Source organism: Lonsdalea quercina subsp. quercina (assembly GCF_000688695.1).
In the GTDB taxonomy this organism is placed as follows: Bacteria; Pseudomonadota; Gammaproteobacteria; order Enterobacterales; family Enterobacteriaceae; genus Lonsdalea; species Lonsdalea quercina_D.
Genome location: NZ_JIBQ01000008.1, coordinates 32,319 through 52,214 on the forward strand (window position 1 = coordinate 32,319; position 19,896 = coordinate 52,214).

Below are 19,896 nucleotides of genomic sequence, written 5' to 3' on the forward strand. Positions count from 1 at the left end.
CCTGGGGGTGATTTTTTGCCCCAGGCGCATTGACCCCGCTGTCAGCTTGTGCCTAAATAAACAACAGCGAATGTCCGCTTTCATCAGGAATACATCCGGTAATGTCTACGGTTACCCACAGGCGAAGAATCATGTTACGTCAACGACGAAGTAGTACGCGTATAGCCCGTACCGTACTCATGATCAGTCTCATCATTCTGTTAGGTCGCTTTGTTTATTCCGCCGTCGGCGCCTTTCTTTATCACCAGGAAATTCAGCAGCAAACACGCGTTGAGCATTCCCTGGCCACATCTACCGTCACCACCCCTGCTCAACGAGAATAGTCGCTTAGCCCACGCGTTCTGCTGATTTCAGCTATTTTATGATTACCGACTCGCATCGAGGCGGACGTTGTGCATTCGTGTTACAGACGATGCAAACGATGACCGCGTCATCCAGCAGGCAGGAGGTCAATAATGGCAAGTGGTTGGTCAAGTGATGGTTCCGTACAGGAACAAATCGACGCCACCGTCGATGATGCCATCGCGCAGGCGCGCAGCCAGTTACATCGAGGCGAAAGCGCTGACTATTGCGAGGAGTGTGGAGAGCCCATACCGGAAGCCCGGCGTAAGGCGTTACCGGGCGTGCGCTACTGCGTTGCCTGTCAGGGGAAAATCGACAAACAGCGCAGCATCAATGCTGGCTACAACCGCCGCGGCAGTAAAGACAGCCAGCTTCGTTGAGTGGCGGACGCCGCGACTGCGCAGCATCGTTACGTTGTTACCGCGCCACCAGCACCGACGTTTTGGCGTGGCGCACAATCGCCGAGGAGTTGGACCCCAGCAGGTAGGTTTTCACGCTTGGACGGCGTGAACCGACCACGATCAGATCGGCCTTGATCTCCTCGGCCAGCGCCAATACCTCATCACGCGGCGTACCAAAGGTAATACTGTGGTCGAGCTGCTCGGCCGGAAGATCGATTTGGTTCAATAGTTCATGCAGCTTTTCATCCGCCTTGACCACCGCCTCGTTTTCAAACTCCTCCAGACCGAACGCATACGCGGAAATATAGGCGGAAACATCCGGAAGAACATGAAAAATATGCAGTTTCGCACCGGATAATTTTGCCAGAAACGTGGCCTGAGACAGTGCGTTTTGGGTCAAATCTTCTTCATCGATATCGACAGGCACTAAGATAGTCTTATACATAACAGCCCCCTTTGACTGTGTACTTTGACACTTTCAGCGTAGCTCTGTTTTCCGTTGAGATAAATGGCGAGAGATCACTTTTGTGAGAGGGAAGGCAATGCGTCACATGAATTAAATATACTTAACATACAAATAGTTACTCCATCACCATTTGCCTGTCGTCCAAAAGCCTTTATGCTTCCTCTGTTTCCGTACACCGACGTTTACGAGCATTACATCATGTCTGCCAATCACGATTTGTTTCTCCGCCTTTCGCGCTCTACTTTTCGCCAGCGGTTCCATCTCGGCCCCAAAGAGCGTGATTATTGCTACAGCAAAGGCAAAAGCGTGGTCGCTTCACACGCCGCCGACTTCATCGCGCAACGGCTGGCGCCCGCGACGCCGAACAATGATGGAAAACAGACGCCGATGCGCGGGCATCCGGTCTTTATCGCCCAACATGCCACAGCGACGTGCTGCCGAGGGTGCTTGTTGAAATGGCACGGCATAGCCAAACAACGGCCGCTGACGGCGGAGGAGCAACGCTATATCGTCGAGGTGGTTTTGGCGTGGATTGAAAGAGATTTAGCCGCTGTATCTTAGGTAGAAACCCGGCTCGGGAAACAATGGCGGGTAGCAAGAAAACCCCTACCTGATTGATAAGCGCTGTCGTTTCTGTTGGCGCGACAGCGAGGGACAAACTTTTATCGGTCCGTTTCTCGAAAGAGAAAGCGGACCGTGTGGGCAATTACATACTCACGATATTAACCTGAACATCGCCTGCCGAAGAAAAAGTGACATACGTGCAGGATTCGCCCGAACTGAAAAACAGTTCGATCACGCCAAAGTCAATAAACATGTTCATCCATGAAATGTCTTTGCTTAACGTGAACGCATGAGGTTTTTCAAACTCGGTGATCCCCTCAGCTTTTGCCGACCGGCGAACAATGCTGCAATCGCGGGTCGCGGGGATATAGGTCACGACAAAATTCCAGTCACTACCTCCCNCCTCGATTTTGATCTCGCTGGCGGTACTGCCCTGAAAGTCAAAGCCGATATAGCCCCGCCCATCAATCACTAAGGGCAGCGCAGTATCCCCGCTGTCGAGGGTTTCAGTAATTTCTGAAACAATCGCATCCGAGAAAGAAGATACCGGTTTGTTTTCGATGTAGTACTCATTGTCCACGTAGCGCAGTTTGAGTTTACGCATGAGGGTCGCAATGCCGATGTTGCTGGACTTGTCGACGATGGGCTGCGCATCCGCATCCTGCCAATAACCCCAATTTGAGGCCCAACCGAGGCAGTACAGACGATCGAAGCTTTTCATCTCATCATACCCGGCACGCGCGCCGTAGAAATCGGGACCATGGTCGATGACCACCGGCGCAGGTGTTTCGATATTGCCGAACACCATCGTGTCGTAATCCACCGTTCCCACATGCATAAACGTCCCCGTCGTCCCCAACGTTCCGCCGTTGGCACCGAATACCAGTACGGACTTGTTGTATCCAAGATCGCTGCACCGCACTTCTAACAACGTAGGGCACTCGATTAACCCCATATTGTCAATCACTATGCTGTCGATATAGGTGAACGGCGCTTTACCCGTCAGGGAACGATAGATGCCGATCTTGCCGCCTTCGGCCAGATAGATATATACCGCGCCATTCTGAATGAACGCAAACGGGTCGCGATAATTTTCAAGTTGCAGTTCATTAGGTTGTACGGGATTGGACTCGCAGGATTTGAAGGTATAACCCTTATCGTTTGAGTACCACAGGTTGGTGGTTTGCACGCCATCGCTATAGCTGGTGACATAAGCCAACCAAGCACCCGCGCCGTAACCCACCAGATTATTTTGATCGATCACCACCGAACCGGTGGCGATGTCTCCCTGTGGCGTGGTGTATTTCGGGATTGCCACTCCATGATCTTCGAATGTCACCCAGTCAGACGTCGTGAAATGACGCCACTCCGTGCCATTACCCCCCCAGGAATAGTCCCCATTCCATAAAAAGTATCCGTGCCACAGAGAGGTCTCGCTGTCGTACAGAAACGTCTGGATATCATTCATAAAACCCGGTTCTTCACTGGATAGGTGAAAACCGTTGCTGAAAACAAATTGTTCAATGACTTCGGCCATGGTGAACCTCCTCTCGTTTGCTCATAAACCATCTTCTGCAGACTCTGACGAAAGCTTTTCCTAAGGATTCCAGAGCGTTTAATTTGGCGGATTCGCTACGTGAGACGCAGAAATCCTCTGGCAGTAAGGCGTGAGATGCAGCGATTTCGCTCTCCCTCACAGTGGGCGTATGCGGCCAAATACCGTGTAATGAATTGGCGGCGTTGTTTATTAATACGTTGATACAAGTTGTCATATTGGCTCCTTATAGGTTGTTGACAATTTAAACTTACAACAGATCGACAGAATTACAAATATTAATTTAAATGAAAATTTAAAGATACACTTGTAACATAGATAAAATGAACGAAGAGAATCGCCTACTTATGGCATCGCGCATCGCGGATTTACTTGCAGAGAAAAGCTGGAGCCAGTCTGATCTGGCTCGCAAACTGTCGATTACTCCTCAGGCCGTTCAGGGCTGGGTGTCGGGTAAAACAATGCCGCGCGGCATTCACCTGCAAAAGCTGTCTCAGGTTAGCGGCTATCCTGCGCATTGGTTCTTTATGCCCCGGGACGCCGCCGCTGATACCGTGGTTTCTCCCGCTACGCCGCCGGCTGCACAGCTACCCGCCAAGCGCGGCGAAAGCCAGCGCTATCGCGTTGATATGCTGCCCATTCAGGTCAGCGCGGGACATGGCGCCGTGTCTTCCTCCGAGTTTGTTGAAACCGTGAAAGCCATTGAATACACCCATGAACAGGCGCGGCAGCTGTTTGGNGGCAAACCCGCCAGCGCCATCAAAATGGTGACGGTCAAAGGCGACAGCATGGCGCCCACGATAGAGCCGGGGGATATGATTTTTGTCGATGTGTCTGTCGACACCTTCGACGGAGATGGGATCTATGTATTTGTCTTCGGCAATATGCTGTATGTCAAACGTCTGCAAATGCTGAAACATCGGCTGCTGGTGCTCTCCGACAACGCTAAATACCAGTCCTGGCATATCGAAGATGGGGAGCAAGACGAATTTCACGTCATTGCGAAAGTGCTGCTCAGTCAGTCCGTCAACTTCAAGCGGTTCGGGTAAGCAACATCATGCCGGTCGCAGACCGCCCAACGAAAGAGGCGCCCTGACCGCGCGTCACCACGACACCGCGTAAAACCGGGGCATTTCATCCTCGCCAAGACGCATTCACCGCCTTCCCCATCCAAGAAACGACTCTGCTGACACAACGCCGGTAGCGCAGCGCGTTCCGGCGCCACGTCGCTTCGTCCATAATCGGGCATACGATAGACGGAAAAACTGGGTGCCGTGGGTGCAAGTGCAGTAAGTGCAGTAAGTGCAGTAAGTGCAGTAAGTGCAGTAAGTGCAGTAAGTGCAGTAAGTGCAGTAAGTGCAGTAAGTGCAGTAAGTGCAGTAAGTGCAGTGATGATGCGCCAGCTCAGGCTAAACAGCGCTGGGCAATCCTATTGATAAAAAACGAGAAACAACGCCGGGGGGAATCACGCGTAGAATAACGCAAAAAGAAAAGGGGCTGCTATTAAGCAACCCCTTGAAATGGATGGCGGAGGAGTAGAGATTCGAACTCTAGAACGGTTTCCCGTCGCCGGTTTTCAAGACCGGTGCCTTCAACCACTCGGCCACTCCTCCGCAACGAGGCGAACTATAAACAGAGCGCCTGATATTGTAAAGCGACAACCGGTTCAACTGCCTTAAAAATAGGCTGATGGCGATTAAATGGCTGCAAATTCAGCATTTCGCTCACTCTTTCTTCTGTGGACGGCGGCGAACACAAGTAAAGAAGGGTAAAACACCTTTAATCACACAGCGTGACTACCTAATCTAGGCGTGAAATAAAGACCCCTTAAAGAGAGAGTCGCCATTATGGATCGCATTGTTACCTCATCACGTGAACAATCGCTGCTCAGTACCCACAAAGTGCTGCGCAATACTTACTTCCTGCTGTCGCTGACGCTGGGCTTTTCCGCCGTCACCGCGACGCTCAGCACCGTCTTCAACCTTCCTGCCCCTGGCCTCCTGCTAATGCTGGTGGGATTCTATGGTCTGATGTTCCTGACCTATAAGCTGGCGAACAGCCCGGCGGGGATTTTGGCTGTTTTCGCGCTGACCGGCTTTATGGGATATACACTGGGACCGATTCTGAGCACGCTCATCGCGTCCGGCGCGGGCGACATCATCATGCTGGCCTTGGGCGGCACCGCGTTGGTGTTCTTCTGCTGTTCCGCCTACGTATTGACCACGCGTAAAGATATGTCGTTCCTGTCCGGGATGATGATCACCGGTTTTGTCGTGCTGCTGGTCGCCACCATCGCCAACCTGTTCCTGCACATTCCTGCGCTGCAGATGGCGATTAGCGTCATGTTTATTCTGTTCTCCGCCGGCGCCATTTTGTGGGAAACCAGCAATATCATTCACGGCGGCGAAACCAACTACATCCGCGCCACGGTCAGCCTGTACGTTTCCATCTACAACGTGTTCGTCAGCCTGCTGAGCTTGCTGGGGATGAGCCGCAGTAACTAACTTTTAGTGCCTTCCCCTCTCGTCAGAGCCCCACTCCGGTGGGGCTTTTGTTTTTGCGCCGCCTTCCCTCAGCCAAAGTTTGGTAAACTAGGCGCGTTTTGACGTCATTCCGAGGTGTTATGTTTACGTTTGAAGGCCGCGTCATCGAGACAGACGCGCAGGGATATTTGAAAAATAGCCAGGACTGGCAGGAAGAGATGGCGCCCCTGCTGGCGGAAGAAGAGGGGATCGCGCTGACGGAAGCCCATTGGGAAGTGCTGCGCTTTGTGCGGGCGTTTTATCTGGAGTTCAACACCTCGCCCGCGATCCGGATGTTGGTCAAAGCGATGGCGCAGAAATATGGCGAGGAAAAAGGGAATAGCCGCTACCTTTATCGTTTATTCCCCAAAGGTCCCGCCAAGCAGGCCACCAAAATCGCCGGATTGCCGAAACCGGTGAAATGTATCTGAATTCAATAGCGAATATCGAACGCACGGTAGTCGGTATTGCCGTGCGGCTCGGTCAACACCCGGTCGACGCGGGCATGTTTCGGCCCACCTTCCCTCACCCATTCCACTAATTCTTCCACCGTGTCTGACTCGCCGCAGGCGACCAGCTCGACGCTACCGTCATCACAGTTTTTGACGTACCCGGTCAGCCCCAATATTTGCGCCCGGGTCTGCGTATGGAAACGAAACCCTACCCCCTGAACCAGACCGTAAACATAGACTTTCACCGCCACCTGAGACATCCACACTCCTCAATTTCGTCTTAAAGCTACGCCTTATACCTTGGCGCAACGCGCCTTAGCCGTGCCACATACCCCTGAAAAACGCCTGTTCGCCACGCTTGAAATTGCCGTTGGCGTACCCCATTTATAGTAAGTCAAATTCGTCTCTCGGGAGGTTATATGATTATCTGTAAATTTGGCATCGGACAGCAGATTCGTCATAAACTGCTGGGATTTCCCGGAGTAGTGGTCGACATCGACCCTGAGTATTCGTTGGAAAAGCCCGCGTGGGAGGAGCTAGCCGCTGCCGAGACGCAGCGCACGGCGCCGTGGTATCACGTGGTCATGGAAGATGAAGCCGGGCAGCCGGTCCATACCTATCTGGCGGAAGAGCAGTTGCAGCAGAATGAGCATGCCGAAACGGAATCGGACTCGCCGCTGGATGAGCTTGCGGCCCGCATCAAAAGCCGAGCCCCTAAGCTGCTGCACTAACCTCATCGCACACTGCCCGCCTTATCACTTCCCGTAAGTCATAAGGCCCGGCAGGCTATTTCTCCAGTCCCAACCGCGGGATTTCAATTTTCGGACAGCGGTCCATGATGACCTTCAGCCCCGCGTCGCTGGCTAGCACGGCAGCCTCTTCATTGATAACGCCTAACTGCAGCCACAGCACCTTCGCGCCAATCGCGATGGCGTCTTGTGCAACGCCGAACGCCGCTTCGGGCTGGCGGAAGACATCCACCATGTCCACCGGCCGGGGAATATCGCTCAGCGAGGCATAGGCCGTTTGCCCCAACAGCGTCTGTCCGGCAAGTTTGGGACTCACCGGGATCACGTCATATCCCTGACCCAGCAAATAAGCCATGACGCCATAGCTGGGCCGCGTACTTTTCTCGCTGGCGCCGACCAGTGCGATGGTCTTGACGGAGCCGAGCACCGATTGAATCTCAACGTCGTTTAACATCTTGCTACCCCTCATCGATACAGAGACGATGATTTTAGTGTATCTCATCTCCCGGGCAGGCAGAGCCTCCCATGAAATATCATTTTCCGCCGGGTCAACAAAACGCTATTCTTCGCCGTCTTTTAACGAAACATAAACTGTGTGGGGTTTCTCGGTGGAAACTTTGACACATGCAGCACCTTACTAAACAATATTGCGGTCGCCGAATATTCTGGGGAAATGATGAAATTCAAGTTTGCCTTTATCTGCCTGTCACTGGTCATGTGCGCAACGCCTGCGATGGCCACGACGTTGAAACTCGGCCCCGATGTCGAGCTGATCGTCGTCGATGGCAGAAAAGTGCCCGCCTCGCTGCTTAAAGGCGCGGGCAGTTTGGAATTAAATGGCGGCGACCACCAACTCCTGTTCCGGGTGAGTAAAACGATCGACGTCCGTAAAGGCATGAAAGAGGTTTTCCACAGCAATGGGCTGATCGCCACCTTCAATACCCACAATCAAAGCGCGATAACCATCCACCTGCCGGATCTTTCTACGCAAAAGTTACGCAAACAGTTTAAGCAAAAAGCGCACTATCAGCTGATGGGCGATAACAACCAGCCCATCAGCGCGACGACCGACCGGATAACGCTGACCGAGGCCGATCTGAGCGGCGACATCGAGAAAAAAATGATTGCCTATAACAGCGCAGCGCACCCGGCCTCCGTCCCGGCGCTCACTGCCCTGCCGCCGTCGCAGCCCGTGATGCCGCCTGCAAAGGATGTCAATGCCGAGCCGCTGACGCCCGCTGCGGATAAAACCGATCCATTTATCCTGATGCAGTACTGGTTTCAAAAAGCCGACCAAAAAACCCGACAACGTTTTCTTCAATGGGCAGCGGGCAAAGACGGTCAATAGCCGGAACACACTTCCGGACGTTGAGAAACGGTCCCCGGAAATCCGTGCAGGCATCACCCTTTTTGAATTCAATTGAAAATCTGGTTTTGTCACCTGACAGACACACAGTGCTAAGGAAGTCATGATGGAGCTCAAGCTCACTACCCGTAAAATCGAAGCGCGCAAACACATTGCGCTGGTCGCCCACGACCACTGCAAAGAATCGCTGCTGGAATGGATTACCGCCAATAAACCGAAGTTCGTCGGACACCACCTCTATGCGACGGGCACGACCGGAAACCTGATTGAGCTCCACACCGGCCTGCCGGTTAAAAGCATGATGAGTGGACCGATGGGCGGCGATCAGCAGGTCGGCGCGCTGATCGCGGAGAGTAAAATCGACATGATGATATTTTTCTGGGATCCGTTGAATGCCGTACCGCACGACCCGGATGTGAAGGCGCTGCTGCGTCTGGCCACCGTCTGGAATATCCCCGTCGCCACCAACCGTTCCACGGCGGATTTCTTGGTGAACTCCGATCTGTTCACTCAACCCGTCGATATCGCCATTCCTGACTACCAGCGCTACCTGCAGGCCCGCCTGAGATAAGCGTCAGGACGGAGAAACGCGGGCCGCTGCTGGCCCGCCTTCCTGCTCAGACGCGATCCCCCCCCTCAACGCACGCTTCTTCTACCGCATTGCCGCAGGATTTCAACTCGGCTTGCGCTGCTTAGGCACGCCCAGACGATGCAGCTGTTCGACGAAGACCGACGGTTCATCTTTACGGAACAGCAGCCAGACCTGATGTTTCGCCCTCGTCAGCGCCACGTAAAGCAGTCGACGCTCCTCGGCGTCGGGAAAATCTTCCGGCTTCGGCAACAGCACGTCTTCCAGCATTGACTCTCGTCCCGGCGCGGGAAAACCATCCTTGCCATCTTGCAACCCAACGATAATCACAAAGTCGGCCTGCTGCCCTTTACTGGCGTGGATGGTCATGAAATCGATATTCAGCTTGGGCCAGCGGGTGGAGGCTTTTTGCAGCGCCTCGGGTCGTAAGTGGTGATAACGCGCAAGCACCAAAATGCGCTCTTCGGGCTTCACATAACCACTCATTTTATCCAGCAGCCCTTCCAACTGCTCGTCAGGCAGCAGCACAACCGACTTCTTGTTCCCCTCGCGCAGACTGTGAAGCGCCTTTTTTAATTGGCTGGGATTCTGCTGAACGAATTGACTGGCGACCTCGCCAATACGCCGGTTGAAACGGTAGGTCGTATCCAGCACGCACTGCGCCCCAACGCCAAAATGGCGCTCAAACGCGGTCGTCAGCGCCAGTTCGGCGCCGCTGAAACGATAAATAGCCTGCCAGTCATCCCCCACTGCGAATAGACTGGTTTCACGATTTTGCCGCCGCAGCGCAGACAACAGCATCGCTCGCTGAGGCGAGATATCCTGAAACTCATCGACCAGAATGTGTTTCCAGGGACTGATAAAACGCCCTTTATCCAGCAGATTCACGGCCTGATGGATCAATCCCGGGAAGTCGACCGCCCCTTCCTCTTTCAATGCTTTTTTCCAGGCTTTCAACAGCGGAGCCATCAGCCTGATGCGCTGTTGGAATACCGCGCGCCGCTCCTCATCCGCCAGTTCCACCATTTCGCTCTGCGTACCGCCATGAGAACGCATCAGCCCCAGCCAACGCTCAAGACGGCCCGCCAGGCGCGAGGACAGCGATTTATCTCGCCAAAAGTCGCCTTCAGGCACCTCCCACGCCAGTTCATCAGTCAACCACTGCCGCCATCCTTTAGCCTGTGCTTTCTTATCGTTGCACTGCTTCTGCCACTCTTTGATCAAAAAGTGACGGCGATGCTCTGAGTCGGTCTCCAATTTACTGATGGCGGGAACGCTGCGGCTGCAGCTTTGAATAATGTGCAGCGCCAGCGCATGGAAGGTTTTGGCTTTGATATCGTCGGTATTGAGGCGCGCCTGAATGCGCTCGTTCATCTCCTCCGCCGCCTGCCGGCCGAAGGCCAGCAGCAGAATCTGGTCCGGCGTCGCTTCGCCGCGATAGAGCAACCATGCGGCCCGCGCCACCAGCACCGACGTTTTGCCGCTGCCCGCGCCCGCGAGGACCAGCACGGCGTCTTCGCCGTTGATGACGGCCTGACATTGGGACGGATTCAGCGGCGAAGTTTCCACGTTGGCGAAAAAATGCTGCTGCGCATCGAGTGTCTGCGCCGTCCAGTGCTGGTTCGCCTTCTCACGCTGCGGTTCTCCCGCCTCCAGCCACTGCCGGCAGCGTAAATAGTGATCCCGGCAGTTGTCGAATTCGCGGAGCCTCTCCAGCGGCAACGGTAACGCGGAAAATGCATCGCGAATAGCTTGCTGCAACTGCGCCAGCTCTTTACGCCCAAACCAGCGGTCGCGTGTTTCCAGGCGGTGAATCGCCTCAATTTGGCGCGTCAGCACCTCGGCGCTGACCTGGCTCATTTCTTCGCTCCATCCCTGCCAGGCTTTCGTGACATAGTGAAAGAACTGCTGCGTTTCCTGCCATTCCGTGCCGTGGAGGCGCACCACTTTTTGCGCAGGCAATTCGAATTCCAGCTCGCCCCAAATCAGCCCTTTTTTGCAACGGATCGCCATCAGTTGATTGAACGGAATAAGGTATTCATGTTTGTCGCCGCTGACTTTGACTCCGGCATTGAGCAACCTCACCCGGTTATAAGGGTGCTGCGCCAAATGCTTACCCATTGAGGTTGATTTAAGTTCCATTATCTCCGCGCCGTACCTTGTGAGATCTTGCTGTTTAGCCGCTAGTTTAACCGCTATTTCACCGCACGCTCTAGCCATAAAAACGCGTTAGGATATCGTTGCCAATAATGTGATAATTCTTTCTCCATCATAGCGTTTGATTCAAAACACAGGTCCTGGAGTAACTATGCGCACCGTGCTCAACATTCTGAATTTTGTCCTGGGCGGTTTTTTCACCACGCTAGCCTGGCTCGCGGCAACCTGCATTAGCATCGTCTTGATTTTTACGCTCCCCCTGACCCGCTCCTGCTGGGAAATCACCAAACTGTCGCTGCTGCCCTACGGCAATGAAGCCGTACACGTCGACGAGTTGCGTCCTTCAGAAAAAAACCCTTTACTTAATGTGGGCGGCACGCTGTTGAATGTCTTTTGGGTGATCTTTTTCGGATGGTGGCTTTGTCTTTCACACATCGCCTGCGGGATTGCACAGTGCCTGACCGTCATCGGTATTCCCGTCGGTATCGCCAACTTCAAAATTGCCGCCATCGCACTCTGGCCGGTCGGTCGCCGCGTGGTCTCCGTGGAAGAAGCCCGAGCCGCGCGGGAAGCGAATGCCCGACGCCGTTTTCAGTAATCAGGCGGAAGTATTGTGATCCTAACCCTTACAGCCTCTATGCGCCGGTACATCTATAACAGTAACTGGCTCTATAACATCCGTATTTTTCTGGCGCTGGCCGGCGCCGCCGTCGTTCCTTGGTGGCTGGATATTCCAACCACCACCATCCCGCTCACGCTCGGTGTGGTCGCCGCGGCGCTGGCGGATCTCGACGATCGCCTGACCGGCCGCCTGATGAATCTGCTCATCACGCTGGGCTGTTTTTTGATCGCCTCCGTCTCCATCGAGCTGTTGTTTCCCTACCCGTGGCTGTTTGGCCTTGGGCTCGCGCTTTCCACCTGCGGATTTATTCTGCTGGGCGCGCTCGGGCAGCGCTATGCCACGATTGCATTCGGCGCGTTGCTGATCGCCATTTACACCATGCTCGGGATTTCGCTTTACGACAATTGGTATCAGCAGCCCGCATTACTGCTAGTCGGCGCGCTCTGGTACAACCTGCTCACGCTGCTCGGGCATATCCTCTTTCCCATCCGTCCTCTGCAGGATAGCCTGGCCCGCTGCTATCACCAGCTTGCGCACTACCTTGATGCTAAATCGAATCTGTTTGATCCCGACATCGAAGACGACAATCAACCGCTGATCGATGTGGCGATGGCCAACAGCCAACTGGTCGAGACGCTCAACCAGGCTAAGTCTTCGCTGCTGACTCGTCTGCGGGGAGATCGAGGTCAACGCAGCACCCGCAGAACGCTGCACTACTATTTCGTCGCGCAGGATATTCACGAGCGCGCCAGCTCTTCCCATGTGCAATATGCGCAGCTACGTGAAACGCTGCGCTACAGCGATGCGCTGTTTCGTTTCCAGCGACTGCTATCGATGCAATCTCGCGCCTGTGAACAGATGGCTCAGTCCATCTTGCTGCACCAAAAATATCAGCACGATCCGCGTATTGAAAAAGCCTTCGCGCATCTGGAGTTGACCCTTGAAAAGCTGGCGACGCAAGGTACGGCCGCCGCGCAACTGAAGGCCATGCGCCACCTGATCAACAATCTGCGCGCCATCGACGCCCAGCTAGCCACCATTGAATCCGAACAATCCGTGGAACCGGACGGTCAAAAGGAAAACCGGCTGCTGGCGGATGATAAAATCACCGGCTGGGGCGATATCTGCCTGCGTATCAGCCGGCATCTGACGCCGAAGTCGGCGCTGTTCCGCCACGCGGTGCGTATGTCCGTGCTGCTGTGCGGCGGTTATGCGCTTATTCAGGTCACTCATCTGCAGCACGGCTATTGGATTTTGCTTACCAGCCTGTTTGTCTGCCAGCCGAACTATAACGCCACTCGTCATCGCCTTACGCTGCGCGTCATCGGCACGCTGGCCGGGGTGCTATTCGGACTGCCCATCCTCTATTTCGTACCGTCGATAGAAGGACAAATGACGCTGATCGTCATCAGCGGTGTGCTGTTTTTCGCCTTCCGTACCGTCCAGTACGCCCACGCGACGCTATTCATCACCCTGCTGGTGCTGCTGTGCTTCAACCTGCTGGGCGAAGGGTACGAAGTGACCGTGCCAAGGGTGCTTGATACGCTAATCGGCTGCGGCATCGCCTGGGCGGCAGTCAGCTTTATTTGGCCCGACTGGCGTTTTCGCTCTCTGCCGGCGGTCGTCAATAAAACGCTGTTTGCCAACTGCCGCTATCTGGATGCGATCATGGAGCAGTACCACCAGGGGAAAAATAACAGCCTGGCGTATCGTATCGCCCGCCGCGATGCACACAACAGCGATGCCGAACTGGCGTCCGTGGTCTCTAATATGTCCGCCGAGCCGCATGCCACTAAAGAGATACGCGAGCATGCTTTCCGCTTGATGTGTCTGAACCACACGTTGCTAAGCTATATCTCCACGCTGGGCGCCCACCGGGAAAAACTCACGTCGCCGGAAACGCTACAGCTGCTGGATGACGCCGTTTGCTACGTGGACGACGCCTTGCATCACGAAGGCAACGATCGGGAACAACTCAGCCAACGGCTGGAGTCACTGGAGGAGCGCATTCGCGCCGCCAATCCAGAGTCTGAAAGCAAAGATCAGCTGGTCTTGCAGCAGATTGGCCTGATGAGCGAGCTACTGCCGGAGTTAGAAGCCTTGAAAGTCCAAATGGCGGAATCGCCGGCCGGACCCGCGCAGGCTTAATCGCGTCGACTTTGGCGATCCCATCCTCATCGCTATTCAGCGAAAACCCGTGCGCGCCGCAGTATCCCTGCGCNCACGGGACCTTACGCCTCAGGCTGAATAACCAACCTAATCAGTGTTTAGGTCGCTTTCCCTGGCTCGCGAGGTGATATTCGAACCACTGAGTCAACTCCTGACGAACATGCTCCGGCAGCGCCGCCTGATGAACGCCNCGAATGGCGCCTGCCAGCGCCAGCAACACGCTGAGATTAAGGTCGTGTCTGACAGCGCTTAAACGAAGAAAGCTCTGTATCTCCCCCAGTTCATGCAACTGTTCAATGTTGCGGATCCCCGCTTTCCACAGCTGCCGCTCTGTGTAGTGGTTAAGATTGGGAAGGTCTTTCAGCCTGAGACTTCGCGTCTTGATGGCTTTATCTTGCCGGGCCCCCTCCAGCGACATCGACGCCAGTTGCAGGAGTTCCGGCTCGTTGTTCCATAATGTGTTGTCCACCTCGTAATAGTTCAGCGGGACAGGCACACCGCGGTTGGTGTAAACCATGCTCGCCATCTCCCGGGCGCGAAAATGCACTTCATTTTGTCGCGACGCCCGCAGATAGAGTTCACCATTGGACACCAGCGCGAAGATAATCTTGTCTGCTGCGATGCTGTAGCCGCCAAATTGAGACCGGGAACTAATGGTTCCCAAAGGGGAAAAAACGTACTTAGACTGCCGAATCCTTTTTTCACATAACTGCTTCATAACATTGTCCTTATCATGTTCACCCTGATTGCCAAATCGCAATATACGTAACGGGAACAAGTAATTAAGCATACGAAAACGGTTGCCTCAAATACAAAATGGCGTTGCTAGACATTCCCTGTAAATTATGCGAGGCGCTTTCAAATTCCGATTGATCTTTATTTATACACGCATTACTGTATGCGCATACAGTAACCCTGCCGGTGGAATTCACTTATGCGCACACAACTCGTCAATGCTCGCCGCTTCTCTCACTCATCTTTACGCACGCAAGAGGCGCCCGCGGTCGCGCCCATCGGCGGCGGCATCATCAGTGAGATTGTCTACAGCGACGATCAGCCGATTCTGGCGCCCCTGCTGCTGCCGTTGCTACAGCAATTAGGGATGCAGTCTCGCTGGTTGTTATGGCTGGCGCCCCAGCAAAAACTCAGCCGTACCTGGCTGCAGCAAGCTGGCTTGCCGCTCGATAAGATGATTGAACTTCATCATATCGATCCGGCGGGGACGTTAGAGGCAATGGAAAAAGCCTTAAGAACGGGGAACTATAGCGCGGTGTTGTGCTGGTTGCCGACGGAGCTGGAAAACGAAGAAAAAATGCGCCTGCGCGAGGCGGCGGAAAGCGGAAATACCTACGGATTTATCATGCGACCAGAGCGAAAAGCCATCAACAGACCATTTTCTACGTTAAAAATTCACTCCAGATTGTATCATTAAGTAAATTAAGAGTATTCCTACGGGGGAAGACCGCCAAGTTAAAGATCCCCCGCAGGCATTGAGTTCTTTACTCCCCGCCTCTCATCACCGCCCATAAATAATCTGTTCAAACTGACAAATTAATCTATTATTTGTTAGTAAGTATGTGTGAAACGCTAGGTTTTTGTCTGAGGCTTCTAACATCATACTTGTAACTTTTGCATCACGTTGTAGACTTTACCCGCAGGAGTTGCTCTTCATATAACATCAGCTGACTGGTGAGAATAATTAAGAGCAATGTCTCCTTCAAAAGATTTTAACCAAAGGTTTATTATCTCGAAGAGCTAATTACCTGTTTGGATGATAATGAGGCGTAAAATGAAAAAAACAGCTATCGCAGTTGCAGTGGCACTGGCTGGCTTGGCTTCCGTAGCTCAAGCAGCACCTAACGACAATACCTGGTACGCAGGCGCCAAACTGGGCTGGTCTCAGTTCCATGACACTGGTCTGTACGGCAACGGTTACCAAACCACTAACTCCCCGCACGAAAACCAGCTGGGCGCAGGCGCCTTCGGTGGTTACCAGGCTAACCAATACCTGGGCTTCGAGCTGGGTTACGACTGGCTGGGCCGTATGAAGTACACCGGCGAAAACCGTGGTAACTTCAAAGCACAGGGCGTTCAGCTGGCTGCTAAACTGAGCTACCCGATCGTTGACGATCTGGACGTTTACACTCGTCTGGGTGGTTTCTTCTGGCGTGCTGACAGCCACGATGACGTGACTGGCCGCGGCGGCAACGACACCGGTATTTCTCCGCTGGCTGCAGTAGGTCTGGAATACGCAGTAACCAAAAACTGGGCTACTCGTCTGGACTACCAGTGGGTTAACAACATCGGCGACGCAGGCACCGTTGGTGGTCGTCCTGATAACGGCATGCTGAGCGTTGGCGTTTCTTACCGTTTCGGTCAGGAAACTCCGGCTCCTGTCGTAGCGCCGACTCCGGCTCCGGCTCCGGTTGTTCAGACCAAACGCTTCACTCTGAAATCTGACGTACTTTTCACTTTCAACAAAGCAGAACTGCGTCCTGAAGGCCAGAGCTCTCTGGACCAGCTGTACACTCAGCTGAGCACCATGGATCCTAAAGACGGTTCCGTAGTCGTTCTGGGCTTCACTGACCGTCTGGGTTCAGAACAGTACAACGAAGGCCTGTCCACTCGCCGTGCTCAGAGCGTCGTTGACTACCTGGTTGCCAAAGGCATCCCGGCTGACAAAATCTCTGCCCGTGGTCTTGGCGAATCTAACCCGGTTACCGGTTCTACCTGTGACAGCGTGAAAGGCCGTAAAGCCCTGATCGACTGCCTGGCCCCGGATCGCCGTGTAGAAATCGAAGTGAAAGGTATCAAAGACGTTGTGACTCAGCCGCAGGCTTAATCGCAATCGCTTTTCATGGAAGATAATGACGTAGTGACTCACTGCGTCATATTCCAAGAATGATTAATGGCCCCTGATTTTCAGGGGCCATTTTTTTATTTTTACATGTCGATTCATGCCTAATCACCGACTGGGCAAACTGCCTCGCTTACTGCTGTTTTTATTTCACCTTCCCACGTCAAACTATTTTTATCTGCCAAAAAGTCATCGTGTGATTTTTATTAATCGAGTGACGTTAAAATAAAATACGCCATTAATTTTCAATGCCGCTTTCATTCCCTGATGACCAACTCCTTTTCCTGCTAATTTTTAACCCAGCGAAGGATTAGGCACACTTTTATCGTGCCAATAAATAATATGAAAACTAAATAAACGAATAAAAAAGAGGAAAGGGAAAGTGCAAAAAATAACAATGGGGTCTATGACAAGACCGAAGTGCTTGCCATTAAAAAGTGGAACGACAGAAAATAAGTGAGCAGGAATAACAACATAGGTAATCTTCGGTTGTTTTCTTCCTCTTTTAGGCGATTGTAGACGTCAGATGAAAGTGCGCCGCCGTAATGGGGGGGACGCGCGCGCCCTGTAAAAACAAGTACGCGCGCTTATGTTTACCTCATCAATACTGGCTTGCGCTATTCAGCACAGCAATATCTTCCGCTGTCAGAGACAACCGGGTCGCAGCAGCCAGGTCGGCGACCTGTTGAACCGACGTGGCGCTGGCAATGGGCGAAGTCACGCTCGGGCGCGCGATCAACCAGGCCAGCGCGACCTGGCTGGACGATACGTTATGCGCCTTCGCGACCTGATCCAGAGCCTCAACAATCTTGATACCCCGATCATTGAGATAACGATCTACGACGCCTTTACCGCGTAAGCTCTTGGAGGCATCTTCCGGGTGGCGATATTTACCGGACAAGAATCCGCTAGCCAGCGAGTAATAACTGATCACGCCTAGTCCATGCTCTTTGGCGATCGCTTCTAGACCCGACTCATAATGCTGTCTGTCGTACAGGTTGTATTCAGGTTGCAGCGTTTCGTAACGAGCCAACTGGTGGTCTTTGCTAATCTGTAGCGCCTGAGCCAATCGGTCAGCCTCATAATTCGAGGCGCCGATAGCGCGAACTTTACCCTCACGAATCAACGCATCGAACGTTGACAGCGTATCTTCCAGCGGCGTCGATTTATCGTCGGTATGGGCCTGATAGAGGTCGATATAGTCCGTGTTCAGACGACGCAGAGAGTCCTCAACGGCGCGACGAATGTAGGCAGGCGCCAGCCCCTTGGCGCCATTTCCCATCTCCATGCCAACTTTGGTCGCGATGATGACCTTGTCGCGTTGACCGCTTTTCTTTAGCCAGTGGCCGATAATTGTTTCCGATTCGCCGCCCTGGTTGCCATCAGCCCATACGGAGTACACATCCGCCGTATCGATGAAATTGAGTCCCTGATCCACCAATGCGTCCAGCAGATTAAACGAGGTCGGCTCATCGATGGTCCAGCCGAAAACGTTACCGCCAAAAGTGATCAGAGGAACGTGGATCCCAGAACGTCCAAGCTCTCGGGAAGGGGTTGAAGCAGTCATAGGCAATCTCCTTTTTACTTAAACTCGCCTTAAGGTGGCCGCGGAAAAAGCGGCCGTATTCGTACAAGACTTAGTCAACGAAGCGCTGGTCTCCGGCACCACCGCGCCGAATAAAAGTTAATGCTATGAGACCAACGCTTTAGTTTAGGTTATTTTCCAATATATAATTCGCGCCCAGCGTCCCTACTCTCAATGTTGACGCCGACGTTACCAACCTAACGTGAAAATTTGGCCTGTATCATATCTGGAGCAAACATGTCCCATCTCGTGCAATTCGTCCTGGCGCTAATCGTTATCGCCGGCCTATCGCTTTTGATCTGCCGCGATCGAAAAAGCATCCGTATCCGCTACATCATCCAGCTCTTAGTCATCGAAATCGTACTGGCCTATTTCTTCCTTTACTCTTCCGTCGGGTTGGGTTTCGTCACCGGATTCGCGGGCATGTTCGACAAGTTGCTCGGTTTTGCCGCTGAAGGCACCAACTTTGTCTTTGGCAACATGAATGCTCAAGGTCTGGCCTTTTTCTTCCTCAAAGTACTCTGCCCCATCGTCTTCATCTCTGCGTTGATCGGTATCCTGCAATACATCAAAGTTCTGCCTTTTATCATCCGCGTAATCGGTACCGTCGTGTCAAAAGTAAACGGAATGGGCAAACTGGAATCCTTCAACGCGGTAAGCTCGCTGATTTTGGGACAGTCGGAAAACTTCATCGCCTATAAAGATATTCTGGGCAAAATGTCGGAAAAACGGATGTACACGATGGCGGCGACGGCGATGTCCACCGTCTCCATGTCTATCGTCGGCGCCTACATGACCATGCTGGACGCCAAATATGTGGTAGCCGCGCTGGTGCTCAACATGTTCAGTACGTTTATCGTACTGTCTCTGATCAACCCCTACAGCGTCAACGATGAGCCTGAACTGCAGCTCAGCAACATGCACGAAAATCAGAGCTTCTTCGAAATGCTGGGGGATTACATTCTGACCGGCTTCAAAGTGGCCGTCATCGTCTCCGCCATGTTGATTGGCTTTATCGCGCTGATCGCCGCCATTAACGCCCTGTTCAGTGCGATCTTCGGCCTTAGCTTCCAGGAAATTCTCGGCTACTTCTTCTACCCCTTTGCCTGGATCATGGGTATTCCGGCGAATGAAGCCCTCCAGGTTGGCGGTATTATGGCGACCAAGCTGGTGTCTAACGAATTCGTCGCCATGATGGAATTGCAGAAAGTTTCCGCTCAGCTGTCTCCGCGTAGCGTTGGGATTCTGTCTGTGTTCCTGGTTTCCTTCGCCAACTTCTCTTCCATCGGCATTGTGGCAGGCGCGATCAAGGGCCTGAACGAACAACAGGGCAACGCGGTATCCCGCTTCGGACTGAAACTGGTTTACGGCTCCACGCTGGTGAGCCTGCTGTCTGCGGCCATCGCAGGACTGGTACTATAACCCCGTCCTGCTGAACATCTGACTTCACTCAACCCGGTCAAAAACACTGACCGGGTATTTTTTATCCGCACGAAGATC

21 protein-coding genes and 1 tRNA gene are annotated in these 19,896 nt (G+C 53.3%); 14 read left to right on the forward strand and 8 right to left on the reverse strand.

The genetic code is table 11. The features are described 5' to 3' along the window. Positions 1-131: 131 nt before the first annotated feature. Both SB13_RS18030 and SB13_RS09005 read left to right on the forward strand, forming a co-directional pair. Entirely contained in the window at positions 132-323 is a 192-nt protein-coding gene (locus SB13_RS18030; RefSeq protein ID WP_235202396.1) for a YfgG family protein, read from the forward strand. Positions 324-455: 132 nt separating this feature from the next. Next, positions 456-722 (forward strand): DksA/TraR family C4-type zinc finger protein, encoded by a 267-nt coding sequence (locus tag SB13_RS09005; protein WP_026740034.1) that lies wholly within the window; start codon positions 456-458, stop codon positions 720-722. Positions 723-759: 37 nt separating this feature from the next. Here SB13_RS09005 and SB13_RS09010 read toward each other — a convergent pair whose 3' ends face one another. After that, positions 760-1,188: a universal stress protein gene (locus SB13_RS09010; protein ID WP_026740035.1), complete on the reverse strand. Its 429-nt coding sequence runs from the start codon at positions 1,186-1,188 to the stop codon at positions 760-762. Positions 1,189-1,407: 219 nt separating this feature from the next. Here SB13_RS09010 and SB13_RS09015 point away from each other — a divergent pair, with 219 nt between their 5' ends. After that, the gene (locus SB13_RS09015; RefSeq protein WP_026740036.1) at positions 1,408-1,770 is read left to right on the forward strand and encodes a DUF4186 domain-containing protein; all 363 of its coding nucleotides are present in this window, start codon (positions 1,408-1,410) and stop codon (positions 1,768-1,770) included. 145 nt (positions 1,771-1,915) lie between these two features. On the opposite strand, the gene SB13_RS17025 is transcribed toward SB13_RS09015, so the two are convergent. After that, positions 1,916-3,310, reverse strand: coding sequence for a glycoside hydrolase family 32 protein (locus SB13_RS17025; protein ID WP_051619087.1), 1,395 nt, complete (start codon positions 3,308-3,310; stop codon positions 1,916-1,918). Between the two features lie 365 nt (positions 3,311-3,675). Here SB13_RS17025 and SB13_RS09025 point away from each other — a divergent pair, with 365 nt between their 5' ends. Next, positions 3,676-4,377 (forward strand): LexA family transcriptional regulator, encoded by a 702-nt coding sequence (locus SB13_RS09025; RefSeq protein WP_152545796.1) that lies wholly within the window; start codon positions 3,676-3,678, stop codon positions 4,375-4,377. Between the two features lie 476 nt (positions 4,378-4,853). Here the strand turns inward: SB13_RS09025 and SB13_RS09030 are convergent. Continuing rightward, a tRNA-Ser gene (locus SB13_RS09030) sits at positions 4,854-4,941 on the reverse strand. A 234-nt stretch (positions 4,942-5,175) separates the two neighbouring features. Here SB13_RS09030 and yccA point away from each other — a divergent pair. Together yccA and tusE are read left to right on the forward strand one after the other, a co-directional pair. After that, positions 5,176-5,832 carry an FtsH protease modulator YccA gene (yccA, locus tag SB13_RS09035; RefSeq protein WP_026740038.1) on the forward strand — a complete coding sequence of 219 codons (657 nt, stop codon included), beginning with the start codon at positions 5,176-5,178 and terminating at the stop codon, positions 5,830-5,832. 119 nt (positions 5,833-5,951) lie between these two features. Beyond that, positions 5,952-6,281: a sulfurtransferase TusE gene (tusE, locus tag SB13_RS09040; RefSeq protein WP_026740039.1), complete on the forward strand. Its 330-nt coding sequence runs from the start codon at positions 5,952-5,954 to the stop codon at positions 6,279-6,281. 2 nt (positions 6,282-6,283) lie between these two features. Here tusE and yccX read toward each other — a convergent pair whose 3' ends face one another. After that, complete coding sequence (gene yccX, locus SB13_RS09045; RefSeq protein WP_026740040.1) at positions 6,284-6,562, reverse strand: acylphosphatase; 279 nt, start codon at positions 6,560-6,562, stop codon at positions 6,284-6,286. 159 nt (positions 6,563-6,721) lie between these two features. Between yccX and hspQ the strand changes: the two genes are divergently transcribed. Next, positions 6,722-7,033 carry a heat shock protein HspQ gene (hspQ, locus tag SB13_RS09050; protein WP_026740041.1) on the forward strand — a complete coding sequence of 104 codons (312 nt, stop codon included), beginning with the start codon at positions 6,722-6,724 and terminating at the stop codon, positions 7,031-7,033. Between the two features lie 55 nt (positions 7,034-7,088). On the opposite strand, the gene SB13_RS09055 is transcribed toward hspQ, so the two are convergent. Then, positions 7,089-7,505 carry a CoA-binding protein gene (locus SB13_RS09055; RefSeq protein WP_036150205.1) on the reverse strand — a complete coding sequence of 139 codons (417 nt, stop codon included), beginning with the start codon at positions 7,503-7,505 and terminating at the stop codon, positions 7,089-7,091. A gap of 222 nt (positions 7,506-7,727) precedes the next feature. Here SB13_RS09055 and SB13_RS09060 point away from each other — a divergent pair, with 222 nt between their 5' ends. Next, positions 7,728-8,399, forward strand: coding sequence for a DUF2057 family protein (locus SB13_RS09060; RefSeq protein WP_026740043.1), 672 nt, complete (start codon positions 7,728-7,730; stop codon positions 8,397-8,399). Between the two features lie 124 nt (positions 8,400-8,523). Continuing rightward, positions 8,524-8,988: a methylglyoxal synthase gene (locus SB13_RS09065; RefSeq protein WP_036150203.1), complete on the forward strand. Its 465-nt coding sequence runs from the start codon at positions 8,524-8,526 to the stop codon at positions 8,986-8,988. A 102-nt stretch (positions 8,989-9,090) separates the two neighbouring features. Here SB13_RS09065 and helD read toward each other — a convergent pair whose 3' ends face one another. Next, complete coding sequence (helD, locus tag SB13_RS09070; protein WP_026740045.1) at positions 9,091-11,148, reverse strand: DNA helicase IV; 2,058 nt, start codon at positions 11,146-11,148, stop codon at positions 9,091-9,093. A 166-nt stretch (positions 11,149-11,314) separates the two neighbouring features. Between helD and SB13_RS09075 the strand changes: the two genes are divergently transcribed. Further along, positions 11,315-11,761, forward strand: a complete 447-nt coding sequence (locus SB13_RS09075) for a YccF domain-containing protein (protein WP_026740046.1) — start codon at positions 11,315-11,317, stop codon at positions 11,759-11,761. Positions 11,762-11,800: 39 nt separating this feature from the next. Then, the gene (gene yccS / locus SB13_RS09080; protein ID WP_152545797.1) at positions 11,801-13,933 is read left to right on the forward strand and encodes a YccS family putative transporter; all 2,133 of its coding nucleotides are present in this window, start codon (positions 11,801-11,803) and stop codon (positions 13,931-13,933) included. Positions 13,934-14,045: 112 nt separating this feature from the next. Here yccS and SB13_RS09085 read toward each other — a convergent pair whose 3' ends face one another. Beyond that, positions 14,046-14,672, reverse strand: coding sequence for a TfoX/Sxy family DNA transformation protein (locus SB13_RS09085; RefSeq protein WP_026740048.1), 627 nt, complete (start codon positions 14,670-14,672; stop codon positions 14,046-14,048). A gap of 216 nt (positions 14,673-14,888) precedes the next feature. Here SB13_RS09085 and sulA point away from each other — a divergent pair, with 216 nt between their 5' ends. After that, positions 14,889-15,386, forward strand: a complete 498-nt coding sequence (gene sulA, locus SB13_RS09090; RefSeq protein WP_026740049.1) for an SOS-induced cell division inhibitor SulA — start codon at positions 14,889-14,891, stop codon at positions 15,384-15,386. A 357-nt stretch (positions 15,387-15,743) separates the two neighbouring features. Next, positions 15,744-16,796 carry a porin OmpA gene (gene ompA, locus SB13_RS09095; RefSeq protein WP_026740050.1) on the forward strand — a complete coding sequence of 351 codons (1,053 nt, stop codon included), beginning with the start codon at positions 15,744-15,746 and terminating at the stop codon, positions 16,794-16,796. A 616-nt stretch (positions 16,797-17,412) separates the two neighbouring features. Here ompA and SB13_RS09100 read toward each other — a convergent pair. Continuing rightward, positions 17,413-18,378 (reverse strand): aldo/keto reductase, encoded by a 966-nt coding sequence (locus SB13_RS09100; protein WP_026740051.1) that lies wholly within the window; start codon positions 18,376-18,378, stop codon positions 17,413-17,415. A gap of 255 nt (positions 18,379-18,633) precedes the next feature. On the opposite strand from SB13_RS09100, the gene SB13_RS09105 reads away from it, so the two are divergent. After that, positions 18,634-19,818: a NupC/NupG family nucleoside CNT transporter gene (locus SB13_RS09105; protein WP_026740052.1), complete on the forward strand. Its 1,185-nt coding sequence runs from the start codon at positions 18,634-18,636 to the stop codon at positions 19,816-19,818. The last annotated feature ends 78 nt before the right edge of the window (positions 19,819-19,896 follow it).